Consider the following 14,543-nt stretch of genomic DNA (forward strand, 5'->3'; position numbering starts at 1 on the left):
AAAGAAAGGACAACTAACTGAATAGCTGCCCTTTCCTCTCTCAATCAATAAAGCTCATTTAATCAATGAACCATTTGTAACGCTCATCCCCATGTAAAGCCGCATTGATTCCAACTGCCATTTCAGTGGCATTTAAAGAACGGTCTAAGAATGAATCAATATAGCTTGACTTGTTAGCTCCTGTAAGCAAGTTATAGAACTTCCACATATTAAGCTCACTTCCAAAGCTGCCAAAATTATCATCGTGAATGTATGCTTTGGCTACGCTGTTAATCTGTGTATCAGTAAGCAACATTCTTGGCAGTGCCTTTTGATAGCCTGTTGGCAAGCATTGGTAAAGTCGCATCTTGCCTATAATCTGTGCGAATTGGTGTTCACTCATGGAAGTGTTGCCCAACTGTTGCATCAGATAAAGATGCTTGGCAGGATTGTAGTTATTGAACAGTTCCAATGCTGCACGATAGAGTTCACTTGTACTGCTCACTCTTAAATCGTCCTTGTAACCATTGGTAAAGATGCACATATTGCAACAGATTTGGTTCTTGAAGCCAATAGCCAATCTGAACAGCTCTGGAACTTTCTTGCTGTACAGGTTCATCTGATTATAAGCCCTCACACCTACGATTGAAAGATTGAGCTTATTTCCCCCAACCGTTTCATAAATGGTAGGAACATCAATGCTGAATGCTGCCCTCTCGTAGTAGATAGTCTTGTCAGATTCCAATAGTTGGTTGGCTGGCTTATGGATAGCTTCTGGGATTCTGCCTTTGATAATGTGGCTTACTCTTATATCTGCCTGTTCCACTCTCTCACCACTAAAGAATGATTGGGCTGCATCCTGTATGGTTTCTACAAATGCGGCATGGTTAATGGTAAGTTCATTGTCTTTGGAGAACACAGGAGTAATGCACTCATGCTTTAGATGCTGCAAGGTTGCTTCCTGTGTGTTGGCTTCAATGAAATGTTTGGCAGGTCTTACAGGTTCGTCCACAATAATTGTAGCTTCTTCTGCGTATTCACCCAAATTCATTCTCTCACGGTTCTGTGCCATAGCTGGCATGATAACTAAATTTCTCATAATGATAAACTGTTTAAATGATTATTGATTGATTTAATTCTGGAATTGGCAAAGTCCATATCGTCTTGGATTACTCCATAACGATTTGAACTTTACTACAATTCGCTGAATTACTTTTAAGTGATATTACAATTAGACTATATTACCATTATGTCTGTATTGTGTATCTCTTTAAGAAGTCCATGAATGATGTGAGGTGAATAGTAAAATTTATAATGGTTGAGGGGGTGGGCAGGTGTCTGACCAATTCCGTTTTTATTCTGCTTGGTGAGAGGGGGTATAAATTAGGGGTATGGTATCGCGTGCAACATTTTGGAGATTGGGGTTATAAAGTCCATTCTTCCTCTTAAATGTTGCATCCAGTCTTAAAAATCAGAATTTAGATGCTTCTAAAGTCATAATAAGGAGACTTGGGATTATTCGTACTATCTCTTAATGTATTAATGGACAGTATAAACAATCCCAACTGCCTGTTATTGAAACACTATTCTGTATAATTGTGAATCTTTCTCTCTGCTATATCTTCATCAGTAAGGATACTGGGATAGACATTCTTTACAAATGCAAATGTTGATTCAGAGGTAATGATGAATATCTTTCTGTCTTTAAGATGTATTCCTTTATCATTCCTTTTTATATATCCGCAATCTTCTGCCTGCTTTAAATATCTTGAAACGGAACTTGGGCTTATGTTCAGTTCTTTGGCTAATTCACTTTGGGTATATTGACAGGTATTTGTAGCGTTCAGACACTTGCACTTTAACAAGACAAGAAATCCTTTTAATTGGCGGGATATGGGTTCACTGTACAACTTCTTGCTTATAAGGACATAATGCTCAGTATTCAATGTATATTTGCATCTGTCAAAACTTCCATATTTACCTTTAATTGGATGCTTGTCTATCTGAATCAAATTCAAGCTCTCAAACTTGTGTAGCCATTGCCTTATCTGTTCTTCTTTCTTTATTCCATAGAACTCTGTCAATGCCTCTTGCTTGACATCTGAAACCATTGTGTAACAGTCGGAGCATAGAGCCAAACAATAGAACAGGTATGCTTCCAGCAAGTCCAATTTGCCTGCAATAGTTTCAGTTATTCTTCTGTATGATAATTCTGTTCCTGTCATTAGCAACTGGTTTATTATAGTTAGTAAAATAAATCTTGTTCTCTTTTACCAATTTCCTGTACCTGTGATTGCCAAAATAAGACTTGGCATCTTTCTGAGTGATAAATTCCAGCCCTGTGGGTAAATGAATAATCATAATGAATAGATTGAGTTTATAAATTATCATCTTCTTAATAAATTGGTATTCATGCGACTTGCGTAGCAAGGCGAATGACAGGTAGAGTATTTATGGGCAATAGGTGTTTATATATAGGTATTTATAAGTAGCCTACCTGTATGAAAATTCCACCCTACCTATTTGAAAGAGCCGCCCTACCTGTTTGAAATCTCAATATTTCAAACTTTAGATATGTGTCAGCTTAAATATTACTGAGTTAATAAGCCAACTTCTGCAATGAGATATAATAAGTAGAAACCTTTCCATTCTTCTTTCTCCTTGTCTTTAGATAATTATTAAGATTAGCCCACAATCCAATGTGAACCCTGTTATCTTTTACTCCTTGTTTAAGAGCCTTAGCCCTTATCTGTTCATAGGTAAATTCTTCCATTTTAGATATTCTGAATAGTTTGTAGTCCGCTTATCTGTGTGGTGGGATTATCTGTCTATGGTACTGTAAAGGTAATAATTCCACGAGTGGGGAACTAATGATAAGACCACACATTTAAGAATCAAACTTTAGACTATTCAGAATGTCTAAGAACTATATTGGAGAATGGGGTTACTTCTTTCTTAGCAACCCAAAAGGCGTTCCAATTATATCTTCTGCTTCTTCAACTTCTGCATAAGGTATATCTTCAGTAGCTTCATCTGTCATTTCTTCTTTGGTACTTGACGGCTGCATAACAATAGTGGTCTTATTTACCTGTTTAGCGTTATGTCTTTCTTTAATCTCCTTAAATTGTGATATAACCAGATTTTCGTCCAAATTACTATTAGAATTGAACATGGCAGTTTTATCATTAGCAGTTATTGATTGGAATATCTTGTATGCTTCATCAACGCTGGAAGTTGTAATTTTAATGTTATTGAACTCAGTAATTAAGAGGAGTTCTATAAATTAAAATATTGTAGTACAGTTGTTTATATGGTTCCAAGAGCGTAAATTTGCAGAAAATAAGAATTTTATAATGAACAAGTTATCCCGATACCGTAAGCTTCGTTATAATCAACTATTTGAGTCAGAGAATCGTGAATTGCGTTTGAATGAAATGGGCAATCCTCTTGAAGTGTTGTCTCAGTATGTTGATTTTGAGATCTTTCGTCCTACTCTTGAATCAGCCCTTTTTACCGGAGAGCGCAAAAGTAATGCCGGTCGTCCGCCGATAGACTGTGTGCTGATGTTCAAGGTCTTGTTTCTTCAGCGTTATTATGGTTTGAGTGACCATCAGATAGAGTATCAGATAGTTGACCGTACGAGTTTCCGCAAGTTTCTTGGTATTGAATGTGTTGACGATGTTCCTGACGAGAAGACGGTGTGGAAGTATCGCGAACTCCTGACAAATACAGGCGTTTATGACAAGCTTTTTTCGGAATTTCATAGTTTCATGGAAAGTAAGGGTCTGCAATTCAATGAGGGTCGCATCATTGATGCCAGTTTTGTTATTGCCCCTCGCCAACGTAACACCCGTGATGAAAATGAGCAGATAAAACAGGGAGCGGGTAATAAGTTGTGGAATGACAATCCCCACAAGAAGTGCCACAAGGATGTAGATGCCCGCTGGACAAAGAAGCGTGATGAGACTTTTTACGGCTACAAGCAGCATACTAAAGTTGAGAAACGCAATAAGATCATACTTTCTTATGATACCACGTCGGCAGAAGTGCATGATTCCAAAGGCTTTGAAGGACTGCTGGATGAAAAAGACGAAGGCAAGGACTTGTATTTGGACGCCGGTTATGTCGGACAAGAGGAGATTGTAAAACAGCATAAGATGAATCCGATAATTTGCGAAAAGGGCTACCGTAACCGTCCGCTTACCAAGGAGCAGAAATCAGACAATAGGAAAAAATCCAAGACACGTTGCCTTGTCGAGCATGTATTCGGGTTTGAGGAACAAACCATGCGTGGACTTGTGGTGCGTACAGTAGGGCTTATTCGTGCTAAAGCCAATGTAGCACTCACCAGTCTTGTGTATAACATCAGTCGTTACACGCAAATAATCAGGCTGAAACCTGAGTTGTTGGGGTGAATTATGCCTGCACATCCAATTTTTACAACAAACACAAGTTAATTATTGTAAAAATTGGGGGGGGTAGAAAATATTCGCTAAATTTGAAAGACTAAAGCTCACAAATTGGGCAGTTAAAGAGTTCTGCTGTCTGATACAAGAGGATAAATTGAATTGATAGAACTCACCTTAAGTAAGAAAATGATTGAGGAAGCCCAAAAGCGCAATTCAGGAAATCAAATTGAATATCGTATTAGCGGATTAGAGGAATATGACTATCCAGAAAATGAATGGGATTGTGTTATATCTAATTTAGCTCTGCACTATATAGAGGACATAGTGGAAATATTTCAAAAAGTGTATAGGACATTAAAACCAGGTGGAATTTTTCTTTTTAATATCGAACACCCTGTTTTTACCGCAGGAGTTGGGCAGGATTGGATTTATACAGATGATGGGAAACCGCAATATTGGGCGATTGATAATTACTTTATAACAGGAGAACGAAATACACATTTTTTAGGATGTGATGTAGTAAAACAACATCACACACTTACACAGATTATAATGGGATTGCTGAACAATGGGTTTGAGCTTAAAGTTGTAGAGGAAGCAGAACCGCCTAAAGAGATGATGGATATTCCGGGTATGGAAGATGAACTTCGCCGCCCGATGATGTTACTTGTAAAGGCGATAGCGAAAAAATAATATCTCTATTAGGAAAACTGATATACCCCAATTTAGAGAATGGCATAGTAATTCCTAGTGATAAAGAGAAAATGATTGCACTGGCAAATAAATACATTGAAAAAGAAAATGTAGATGCACTCATTCTCGCCTGTACGGAGCTGCCACTTGCCATAAAGCCCGAAGATGTTAATGTGCCAATCGTGAATACAACCCAAGTACATATCAATGCAATTTACCAATATGCAATTCGATAAAAATAGCAAAGCCAGCCGAGCCAGTCAACGGTCAAGATGAACGGCGCATTTCATGCGCCGCCGTTGACAGCCCCGCCCGTCTTTGCTAAAGGGTAATCAAGGCGGGAAAGCCCTAAAATGGCTTCACACCTATTTCAATAATTGGAGGAGATAAAAATGAGATCAGAAAAGGAAGTTTATGATATTGTTTTGAATTTTGCAAAAACAGACAAACGCATTCGCATGGTTACTTTGGAAGGATCTAGAACAAATACAAATATTCCGCCTGATGATTTTCAGGATTTTGATATTACTTTTTTTGTTACGGATATGGACAGCTTCACAAGTGATGATAAATGGCTAGATATATTTGGTGAAAGGTTGATTCTGCAAAAGCCGGAAGATATGGAATTATTTCCAGCTGTAGAAAAGGGATTTTCATATTTAATGCTGTTTACTGATGATGTTAAGATAGATTTAACTTTGCTGCCGCTGGAACTGATAGACGAGTATTTTACATGGGATAAACTGGTAAAGTTACTGTTGGATAAAGACAACCGTATCGTAAAGCCGCCAATACCAACGGATATAGACTACCACTTGCAGAAGCCTACTCAAAGAATGTTTGACGATTGCTGTAATGAATTTTGGAATACTACAACATATGTAGTAAAGGGCTTATGCCGCAAAGAAATTCTTTTTGCTATTGACCATATGAATGATATAGTACGAAAAGAATTGCTTCGCATGATTTCCTGGCTGATTGGTATCAAACAGGGATTTCATTTCAGTTTGGGAAAAAACTATAAATTTATGAAGCAATATGTCCCAGAGGAATTGTGGGAACGACTTATGTCCACTTATAATATGGATTCCTATCCCCATATGTGGGAATCCTTTGAACAATGTATGGCATTGTTCCGGGAGGTTTCGTCAGAAGTGGCATGCCAGTTGGATTACCAGTATCCACTATATGATGAAAAAATCAGTAATTATGTGATTCGGCAAAAGAAAAAATATGGCATTGAAGATGATAACAAATAAAATTTTTTCAATCGAAAAAATTTATTTTGATTATTCAATTTTGAAAAACTGAATACCTCAAAATCAGAAAGAGCGCGGACAAGCACTTTGAGGGATTGGCCGCCTTGTCCACCCATCCAGCGGGGCGGCGGGCGGCGGTCAAGGCCGGGTGTAACCCCGTTCATTTCAGCCTTGACGGTTGCCCGCTGTCCTGCTACTTTTCCGGGAGTGTGGCCACAACTTCGGGACACTTTGTCCACAAGTCGGAGCGTAGGACGAGGGACGGGGGCTTTCATATACCTGCCGCCGTTCTCTGAAAACAGGCCGATTTTTTGCTCATTCCCATTCGCAAAAATTCAGCCTGTTTTCCTGCCGGAGCAAACGGGGCGCAAGAAGCACCGCACCCCGTTTCCCCCGTCAGCCACGCCAGCAGGTATAACACACTACACTTTGCAAGCAAAGTCGTGTGCCAAAGGGGGCACCCCTTTGGAAACCCCGGACAACAAAACAGGCGGTATGCTGCCCTCTCCGGGAGCATACCGCCGTTTGTTGTCAGCAGCCCGTTTCACGGTCTGCGTGTAGTTCCTTGTAAACTGACCTAACCTCTGTTCAACATATCATTTTGATAAAAACGTTGTTCAGGCATACGGAGAATACGACCTACAGTCTGAGCTGAAAAAGTAAAGCTTTCTATCTTCCTGAATATCAATAATACGGCTGCTCGTGGACAATCCCAACCTAAAGCAATGGCCTGTTTGAACAACAAAACTTCTGTTATATCATCAGGATTGGCTATTGTTTGCAGATTGTCAGTCTTCTCGTTACTCAACCATATTGCGAGCTTTCCGTTTGCCACATTGATTCCTTTGATGCTGTCAAGATAGGTCAGAACTTCCTCTTTGACCGAATTATCATCCCCAGTCATTGCCTCCCCATCATTTGGCAATTGTATCAGGAGCAAAGGATTGATGTCCACACCTTCTTTCCGATAGGCATCCGCCAGTTCTTCGCGCTTTTTCAAAGCAAGATTGATAAGTTGCTGGTTCAATGTACCAAGCATCGGATTGAACTCCAGTGCCGGATTCAGAATGACACTTTCCTTGATCATCTGTTCTGCAATAACACGTTCTCGTGGAACCGTAACCTGTTCTTCCGCCTTTGCGGTTGATTCCGGTAGAGGTGTGGCTGAAATACGGATTTCCACTTTCGGACAGATGTTGCTCAGCACTTTTTCCGATTTTCTCGCATTGCGACTTCCGAACATGTGCTCCTCGTCTATGATTACTATTATCGGAATACCATTATCTTCCTGTGTACGGCGGGTAATATCGTATAGTGAAGCCGAAAGTTCTGTTTCACGTACTATCACAGCATTGTCTTTATTGATGCTTTCCCAGTTTACGAACAGAATTTCTCCGGGATGTATGTATCCTTCTATTGAATGATCCAGTTCATCATAAATCATGGGACGCAGAATTTTCGTTTCCGTAAAATAGTTTTTCATCTTGAAATAACTCTGCTCATGAAGTTTGTTTGGTGCAATCCAAATATATGCCACTTCAGTGAACGGTGCATCTGGACGTTCAGTCAATTCATCGTTCAATCGCATAAGCATATCAGAAGCCATAACTGTCTTTCCGCTGCCAGTTGGTGCTTTGAACACGAGCGTATGGCGATTTCCGCTAAGAGAAAGTAACCCGATGGTCTTTTCCACCAGTTCACTTACAGCCTTCTGTTGATATTGTATATTTTTCATTTTTCTTTCCTTTTTATCAATCCTTTCCTTATGCTTCTCTCATAAACAATCCGGTTTCAGAATCATTACTTTGCTCTGCTTCTTCCATTGCTTCCGGCAGGAATTTTGGGCGACGTTTAGGCAGGACTTTCTGATAAGCCTGGTAAATAGCGTCCGGCAATGCACAAAGCTGTACTTTGTCCGCGACCTCCTCAAATTCGTCATCGTAAGCATAACTACTCGGAGAAAATACATATACTTTGATTTTCTCTTTTCCGGATTCAACCATTTCAAGGATTTCTGCAATGGCGGATATAGCTCGTTCATCATAAATTATAAGCATACGGCTGTCGCCTTCTTCAAAATAGCGAGCAATCTTCGAATTGATGTTCCGTCCTGCAAGTTTGGCCTCCTTGTAAATATCATTCTTTATACAAAGCAAGTCGGTAGAGGCTGCAACCAATGCTCGCATGTTCCGAGGTGTTTGATCTCTCGATATAAAGTCTGTCTTATAATAACGCAACGTATTACCTGTAAGTCCAGGGATTTCTTCTCCCTTAGGAGTCGTATATCCTTGAATAACTCGTTTGTTACGAATATAAGTTACATTTTCACAGATATTGTTTTCATTGTTGGTTACAAGGATACACTTACGATGTCCTCCATCTTCTGCATTAAGTTGCATGGTAGCATGGAGGGTTGTACCACTGCCAGCGAAAAAATCGAGTATAGTAGAATCACGATTGTTATGCGAAATCAAATCTTTTACAAGATTTAATGGTTTAGGATTACCAAAAATATCTTTTTGCGAAAAAATATCAGTTAGCAATTTGGTCCCCTCGCCAGTTTCGCCAATATTATAGTAAATGCTACGCGATTTATTTACTTTTCTTTTATCACAATAGTTCGTTAAATTTTGGATAATCACGCAGCGTCCGAGACGCCATAATATAAGAGTTCTTTGAAATCGTTGGTATTTAATAGCCTGTGTGGGTGCTTTCCAGACATACGAATAAATCTCTGTATCATATCCGCATTATGAATCAGCGTCTTTACATTGGAGACAGAAAGATGCACGCCGCAACTCCGGGCAAAAGCCCTTGCCACGTTGACAGAGGAGAGCGACATGTTGAACGCAAAGTCCAGTGATTCCCTCTTCCGTGACTGGCAGTGGGCGAGTCCGGTAAACTGCTTTGCATCGCGGTAAAGGTACTCAATCTGGAATCGGGTTCGGTAGATGTCCATGATGTCTCTGGCAGACATCGAGGTGTCTGTAGAGAAGAACACCTTCCTCTCCTGAGTCTTCCTGCCTGGCTCGAGGCAGTCAACAATGACCACCTTGACCTTGCGCTTGAGACCTGCCGACCAGACAACCGCAGAATAGAGTGTTACCACCTTGTCATCCGAGGTGATGTCTTCACTCACAAACGCATTCATGTCGAGATTCCTGATGTCCACCCTGTCACCATAGACCTTAGGTCTTCCACGCTTGCCGGTCTTGGGACCATCATAAAGATAACGCAGTCTTACATCGCTCCTGAATCTGCTTATAAGGTTGAATCCCAAAGCAATGAGACCATCCACAAAAGGTTTCTTCGAGAAATAGGCATCAGCAACTACCGTCTTGCAGACTTTCCAAAGTGCATCTTTCTGAGAGGCAATGACCTTAAGATACCATGCCAGCAGTGAATTTGGATCATCCATTCCCGCAAGGTACTTGGGAGGACGGCCTCTGGACACGATGTCCACCGTCTGCACAGCCCTGAGATGTACGGCATCACGCTCATCGGCATCAACAAGCGCTATGCCCAGAATCTCAAGCCCCCATTTCGCGGCAGATGCGCATCCACTCCAGAAGTATCCCGTGCCGGGAGTGTGCTTTCCCGACTTGGGAATGTAGCTCGGGTCGATGGCGATGGCAATCCTGTGCTGGAGTTTCTCCCTGCAGTACGCAAGGTTATATCCCACCCAGTCAAACTTCTTCCGGAAGTTCTGTCTGAAACGGCTCTCGCAGCAGTCGCTGGACAGCGCCATTTGGGTGAAGTTCTTACGTTTCGTCATGCTTAGGAAAAGAATTGAAGTAATGACGAAGAAAGTTTTAAAACTTTTGCGTAACTTTGCAGTGCCATCAAGGGCATCATTGATGATCTTGGTGAGCTGGTCAAGTGGCTGAATTTCCATTAGCAAATTGGTTTGTCTGGCAACTGCTAATTTACTAATTTTTAGCGACTTGGCCAATTTTTTTAGACGCTTATTTTCAGTCTTTCAGGCTATTATTCCCATCTATTTTAAGATTCGTTGTTTATGGTTGTCTGACAGGTGTACAAGTTCCTGTCAGAGGTGCTGTATATATGACGTAATATATTATAAATGAGTCTCTAAACTAAAAATTAACTAAGTATTGTTAAAAAAGTTCTTTGTGCTTTTGTCAGGGAACTTTTTTTTCGTAAATTTGCGTTCAATTATGCGGCAGTAATAATATACATATTAATACGAGTTAAGAATCCTGTAGTTTTCTACATGCTACGAGGAGGTATTAAAAGGTGCGTTTCGGCAATGCATCTATTGTAGTATATTATTGCTTAATCAAATGAACATTATAAATTTAGGAATTCTTGCTCACATTGATGCAGGAAAAACTTCCGTAACCGAAAATCTGCTATTTGCCTGCGGAGCAACGGAAAAGCGCGGCAGTGTTGATAAAGGTGACACCATAACAGACTCTATGGATATAGAAAAACGTAGAGGAATTACTATTCGGGCTTCTACGACATCTATTGTTTGGAATGGTGTGAAATGCAATATCATTGACACTCCGGGACACATGGATTTTATTGCAGAGGTGGAGCGGACATTCAAAATGCTTGATGGTGCAGTCCTCATATTATCGGCAAAGGAAGGCATACAAGCACAAACAAAGTTGCTGTTCAAGACTTTGCAAAAACTGCAAATCCCGACAATTATATTTATCAATAAGATTGATCGTGCCGGCGTAAATCTTGAGCGTTTATATCTGGACATAAAAACAAATCTGTCGCAAGATGTCCTGTTTATGCAAACTGTTGTCGATGGATCGGTTTATCCGGTTTGCTCCCAAACATATATAAAGGAAGAATACAAAGAATTTGTATGCAACCATGACGACGATATATTAGAACGATATTTGGCGGATAGCGAAATTTCACCGGCTGATTATTGGAATACGATAATCGCTCTTGTGGCAAAAGCCAAAGTCTATCCGGTGCTACATGGATCAGCAATGTTCAATATCGGTATCAATGAGTTGTTGGACGCCATTTCTTCTTTTATACTTCCTCCGGCATCAGTCTCAAACAGACTTTCAGCTTATCTCTATAAGATAGAGCATGACCCCAAAGGGCATAAAAGAAGTTTTCTTAAAATAATTGACGGAAGTCTGAGACTTCGAGACGTTGTAAGAATCAACGATTCGGAAAAATTCATCAAGATTAAAAATCTAAAGACTATTTATCAGGGCAGAGAGATAAATGTTGATGAAGTGGGTGCCAATGATATCGCGATTGTAGAAGATATAGAAGATTTTCGAATCGGAGATTATTTAGGTGCTAAACCTTGTTTGATTCAAGGATTATCTCATCAGCATCCCGCTCTCAAATCCTCCGTCCGGCCAAATAAGCCCGAAGAGAGAAGCAAGGTGATATCCGCTCTGAATACATTGTGGATTGAAGACCCGTCTTTGTCCTTTTCCATAAACTCATATAGTGATGAATTGGAAATCTCGTTATATGGTTTGACCCAAAAGGAAATCATACAGACATTGCTGGAAGAACGATTTTCCGTAAAGGTCCATTTTGATGAGATCAAGACTATCTACAAAGAACGACCTATAAAAAAGGTCAATAAGATTATTCAGATCGAAGTACCACCCAACCCTTACTGGGCCACAATAGGGCTGACTCTTGAACCCTTACCGTTAGGGGCAGGGTTGCAAATCGAAAGTGACATCTCCTATGGTTATCTGAACCATTCTTTTCAAAATGCCGTTTTTGAAGGGATTCGTATGTCTTGCCAATCTGGTTTACATGGATGGGAAGTGACAGATCTGAAAGTAACTTTTACTCAAGCCGAGTATTATAGCCCGGTAAGTACACCTGCTGATTTCAGACAGCTGACCCCTTATGTCTTCAGGCTGGCTTTGCAACAGTCAGGTGTGGACATTCTCGAACCGATGCTCTGTTTTGAGTTGCAGATACCACAAGTAGCAAGTTCCAAAGCTATTACAGATCTGCAAAAAATGATGTCTGAGATTAAAGGTATCAGTTGTAATAATGAGTGGTGTCTTATTGAAGGGAAAGTTCCATTAAATACAAGTAAAGACTATGCCTCAGAAGTAAGTTCATACACTAAAGGCTTAGGCACTTTTATGGTTAAGCCGTGTGGGTATCAAATAACAAAAGGCGGTTATTCTGATAATACCCGTATGGAAGAAAAGGATAAACTTTTATTCATGTTTGAAAAATCAGTATCATCAAAATAATGGAACGATCCAGGAATTTCTATAAGACAATACGGTTGGGGTATATACTTATCTCCGTTCTTATCGGATGTATAGCATATAATAGCTTCTATGAATGGCAGGAGATAGAAGCATTAGAACTTGACAATAAAAAAATAGACGAGTTCCGAAAAGAGATAAACAATATCAATATTCAAATGATAAAATTCTCTCTATTTGGTGAAACAATACTGGAATGGAACGATAAAGATATCGAACATTACCATGCACAGCGTATGGCAATGGACAGTATGCTCTGCCGTTTCAAAGCTACCTATCCGGCAGAGCGTATAGACAGCGTACGCCATCTTCTCGAAGATAAGGAACGGCAGATGTGCCAAATCGTGCAGATACTTGAACAGCAACAAGCCATCAACGATAAGATACCCCGTCAAGTACCCGTAATCGCGCAGAAAAGTGTGCAAGAACAACCCAAGAAACCTAAACGAAAAGGATTCTTGGGCATCTTCGGCAAAAAGGAAGAAGCGAAACCAACTGTGACTACCACGATGCACCGTTCCTTTAACCGGAATATGAGAACCGAACAACAGGCGCAAAGCCGTCGCTTATCGGTTCATGCCGATAGCCTTGCCGCACGAAATGCGGAACTTAACAGGCAACTGCAAGGACTGGTTGTTCAAATAGACGGGAAAGTACAAACTGACCTACAAAAGCGGGAAGCCGAGATAACAGCCATGCGGGAACGGTCGTTCATTCAGATTGGGGGCTTGACAGGGTTCGTTATACTGCTACTGGTCATATCATATATCATCATACACCGAAATGCCAACCGCATCAAGCGATATAAACAGGAAACCGCAGATTTAATTGAGCGACTGCAACAAATGGCAAAGCGAAACGAGGCACTGATAGCCTCTCGCAAGAAAGCCGTTCATACCATTACCCATGAATTACGTACACCACTGACGGCAATAACGGGTTATGCCGGACTGATGTTCTATGGAACTATAAAAGAAAAAGATTACCGATAATTTACCGGTAATCTATAATAGGGAGATGTCTTCTTGAAGAAGATGACATATATAAGAGGTTGTCCGTCTTTAGTAGGATAGTGAGAGATCTTTAAGCATGACAAACTCCTCTTCAGTCTCATGGATGATCTTAAATCCAAGTTTTAGATACATTCGGACGGCATAGTTCGCCTTTTGTACGGACAGAGAGACGCGACTATATCCTTTGCTCTCAAGTAATCGAAACATTTCACGCATAAGATGGCTTCCTATGCCTTTACTCCTGTATTCCTTATATAGGGATATGGAGAGCGATGGGGTCCTGTCATCCACATGTCCGTAATCATTCATAATACGTACCCACACAGCACCAACCACTTTGCCTTCACTGTCTGCGACCAGACAAAAGTCATCTTTTTTATTTCCGAAGTCCTCAATATACAGTTTCAGTTCAGGTAAATCCACCACGTCCTTTGAGGGCGGTTTGACTCCTTCAGGAATATAAATCGCTTCGTAAAGAAATTCTCTTAGCAAATGGTTCTCACTACCTTGCAAATGGCGTATTATATACTTGGCCGATCCGTTCATTCTTGTTCACATTTTCTTTTCAGGTCAGCTATATACCGTTTCTGCTGTAATTTCAAATACAACAATGCAAAAGGATATAACCACCATTTCTTTAGGTTAATTGACTCTGTAAAAATCACTTCCGTTCCATTTTCAGCCTGTCTGAAATGTCCCGTCCACTCCCCGGAAAAGTTCACATTATCCATAAGAAATGAATATTTTAGAAAAGGCTCTATAACAGTAACAGTAAAACAGGTGACATAGCCTTCATTACTTATCTCCCTGAAATGGCGCTCGTCGGAAACTTCTATGTCCTTTATGTCACTTCGCCATGAATAGTCGTAAAGTGAAGTGACAGAATGCCAGACAGATTCCAAATCAGCCTGTATAAATGATTTTATCGTAGTTCTTATCATG

14 protein-coding genes and 1 pseudogene are annotated in these 14,543 nt (G+C 40.3%); 7 read left to right on the plus strand and 8 right to left on the minus strand.

Translation table 11 applies throughout. The features are described 5' to 3' along the window. Positions 1-58: 58 nt before the first annotated feature. The 3 genes from HUX74_RS06510 to HUX74_RS06520 all read right to left on the minus strand — a co-directional run bounded on the left by HUX74_RS06510 (position 59) and on the right by HUX74_RS06520 (position 3,151). Positions 59-1,078, minus strand: coding sequence for a DUF3871 family protein (locus tag HUX74_RS06510; RefSeq protein WP_174646385.1), 1,020 nt, complete (start codon positions 1,076-1,078; stop codon positions 59-61). A 484-nt stretch (positions 1,079-1,562) separates the two neighbouring features. Then, positions 1,563-2,204: a winged helix-turn-helix transcriptional regulator gene (locus HUX74_RS06515; RefSeq protein WP_174646386.1), complete on the minus strand. Its 642-nt coding sequence runs from the start codon at positions 2,202-2,204 to the stop codon at positions 1,563-1,565. Between the two features lie 719 nt (positions 2,205-2,923). Further along, positions 2,924-3,151 carry a hypothetical protein gene (locus tag HUX74_RS06520; protein WP_174646387.1) on the minus strand — a complete coding sequence of 76 codons (228 nt, stop codon included), beginning with the start codon at positions 3,149-3,151 and terminating at the stop codon, positions 2,924-2,926. 181 nt (positions 3,152-3,332) lie between these two features. On the opposite strand from HUX74_RS06520, the gene HUX74_RS06525 reads away from it, so the two are divergent. From HUX74_RS06525 to HUX74_RS06545, 5 genes are all read left to right on the plus strand, one after another. Further along, entirely contained in the window at positions 3,333-4,394 is a 1,062-nt protein-coding gene (locus tag HUX74_RS06525; RefSeq protein ID WP_008657074.1) for an IS5-like element IS1169 family transposase, read from the plus strand. 180 nt (positions 4,395-4,574) lie between these two features. Next, positions 4,575-5,081 (plus strand): class I SAM-dependent methyltransferase, encoded by a 507-nt coding sequence (locus tag HUX74_RS06530; protein ID WP_004292784.1) that lies wholly within the window; start codon positions 4,575-4,577, stop codon positions 5,079-5,081. 44 nt (positions 5,082-5,125) lie between these two features. Then, a complete protein-coding gene (locus tag HUX74_RS06535; RefSeq protein WP_370751961.1) occupies positions 5,126-5,317 on the plus strand; it encodes an aspartate/glutamate racemase family protein in 192 nt (63 codons plus the stop codon). Positions 5,318-5,473: 156 nt separating this feature from the next. After that, positions 5,474-6,340: an aminoglycoside 6-adenylyltransferase AadE gene (locus HUX74_RS06540; RefSeq protein ID WP_001255868.1), complete on the plus strand. Its 867-nt coding sequence runs from the start codon at positions 5,474-5,476 to the stop codon at positions 6,338-6,340. An 87-nt stretch (positions 6,341-6,427) separates the two neighbouring features. After that, positions 6,428-6,901, plus strand: coding sequence for a hypothetical protein (locus HUX74_RS06545; RefSeq protein ID WP_021416145.1), 474 nt, complete (start codon positions 6,428-6,430; stop codon positions 6,899-6,901). 16 nt (positions 6,902-6,917) lie between these two features. On the opposite strand, the gene HUX74_RS06550 is transcribed toward HUX74_RS06545, so the two are convergent. From HUX74_RS06550 to HUX74_RS06560, 3 genes are read right to left on the minus strand one after another with little or no spacing between them, the layout of a single operon-like run. After that, a complete protein-coding gene (locus tag HUX74_RS06550; protein ID WP_254592840.1) occupies positions 6,918-8,075 on the minus strand; it encodes a DEAD/DEAH box helicase in 1,158 nt (385 codons plus the stop codon). A gap of 28 nt (positions 8,076-8,103) precedes the next feature. Continuing rightward, positions 8,104-8,982: a DNA methyltransferase gene (locus tag HUX74_RS06555; protein ID WP_254592841.1), complete on the minus strand. Its 879-nt coding sequence runs from the start codon at positions 8,980-8,982 to the stop codon at positions 8,104-8,106. Further along, entirely contained in the window at positions 8,979-10,235 is a 1,257-nt protein-coding gene (locus HUX74_RS06560) for a transposase (RefSeq protein ID WP_071149385.1), read from the minus strand. Before HUX74_RS06560 ends, HUX74_RS06555 begins: the two co-directional genes overlap by 4 nt. A gap of 409 nt (positions 10,236-10,644) precedes the next feature. Between HUX74_RS06560 and tet(Q) the strand changes: the two genes are divergently transcribed. Beyond that, the gene (gene tet(Q), locus HUX74_RS06565; protein ID WP_174646388.1) at positions 10,645-12,570 is read left to right on the plus strand and encodes a tetracycline resistance ribosomal protection protein Tet(Q); all 1,926 of its coding nucleotides are present in this window, start codon (positions 10,645-10,647) and stop codon (positions 12,568-12,570) included. Further along, positions 12,570-13,544 (plus strand): annotated as a pseudogene (locus HUX74_RS06570) (hybrid sensor histidine kinase/response regulator); the annotation flags it as partial. The gene tet(Q) and the pseudogene HUX74_RS06570, both read left to right, overlap by 1 nt. A gap of 105 nt (positions 13,545-13,649) precedes the next feature. Here HUX74_RS06570 and HUX74_RS06575 read toward each other — a convergent pair. Together HUX74_RS06575 and HUX74_RS06580 are read right to left on the minus strand one after the other, a co-directional pair. Next, on the minus strand, positions 13,650-14,147 hold the full coding sequence (locus HUX74_RS06575; protein ID WP_071148956.1) for a GNAT family N-acetyltransferase: 498 nt from the start codon (positions 14,145-14,147) through the stop codon (positions 13,650-13,652). Beyond that, positions 14,144-14,542, minus strand: coding sequence for an SRPBCC family protein (locus tag HUX74_RS06580; RefSeq protein ID WP_007215998.1), 399 nt, complete (start codon positions 14,540-14,542; stop codon positions 14,144-14,146). Before HUX74_RS06580 ends, HUX74_RS06575 begins: the two co-directional genes overlap by 4 nt. Between the last annotated feature and the right edge of the window lies 1 nt (position 14,543).

This window comes from Bacteroides sp. Marseille-P8574, assembly GCF_902825465.1.
In the GTDB taxonomy this organism is placed as follows: domain Bacteria; phylum Bacteroidota; class Bacteroidia; order Bacteroidales; family Bacteroidaceae; genus Bacteroides; species Bacteroides uniformis.

Coding starts and splice junctions, on each gene's coding strand:
- HUX74_RS06560 (WP_071149385.1), bottom strand. CDS start 10,235: ATGGAAATTCAGCCACTTGACCAGCTCACCAAGATCATCAATGATGCC.
- HUX74_RS06540 (WP_001255868.1), top strand. CDS start 5,474: ATGAGATCAGAAAAGGAAGTTTATGATATTGTTTTGAATTTTGCAAAA.
- HUX74_RS06510 (WP_174646385.1), bottom strand. CDS start 1,078: ATGAGAAATTTAGTTATCATGCCAGCTATGGCACAGAACCGTGAGAGA.
- HUX74_RS06515 (WP_174646386.1), bottom strand. CDS start 2,204: ATGACAGGAACAGAATTATCATACAGAAGAATAACTGAAACTATTGCA.
- HUX74_RS06580 (WP_007215998.1), bottom strand. CDS start 14,542: ATGATAAGAACTACGATAAAATCATTTATACAGGCTGATTTGGAATCT.
- HUX74_RS06575 (WP_071148956.1), bottom strand. CDS start 14,147: ATGAACGGATCGGCCAAGTATATAATACGCCATTTGCAAGGTAGTGAG.
- HUX74_RS06520 (WP_174646387.1), bottom strand. CDS start 3,151: ATGTTCAATTCTAATAGTAATTTGGACGAAAATCTGGTTATATCACAA.
- HUX74_RS06530 (WP_004292784.1), top strand. CDS start 4,575: ATGATTGAGGAAGCCCAAAAGCGCAATTCAGGAAATCAAATTGAATAT.
- HUX74_RS06525 (WP_008657074.1), top strand. CDS start 3,333: ATGAACAAGTTATCCCGATACCGTAAGCTTCGTTATAATCAACTATTT.
- HUX74_RS06550 (WP_254592840.1), bottom strand. CDS start 8,075: ATGAAAAATATACAATATCAACAGAAGGCTGTAAGTGAACTGGTGGAA.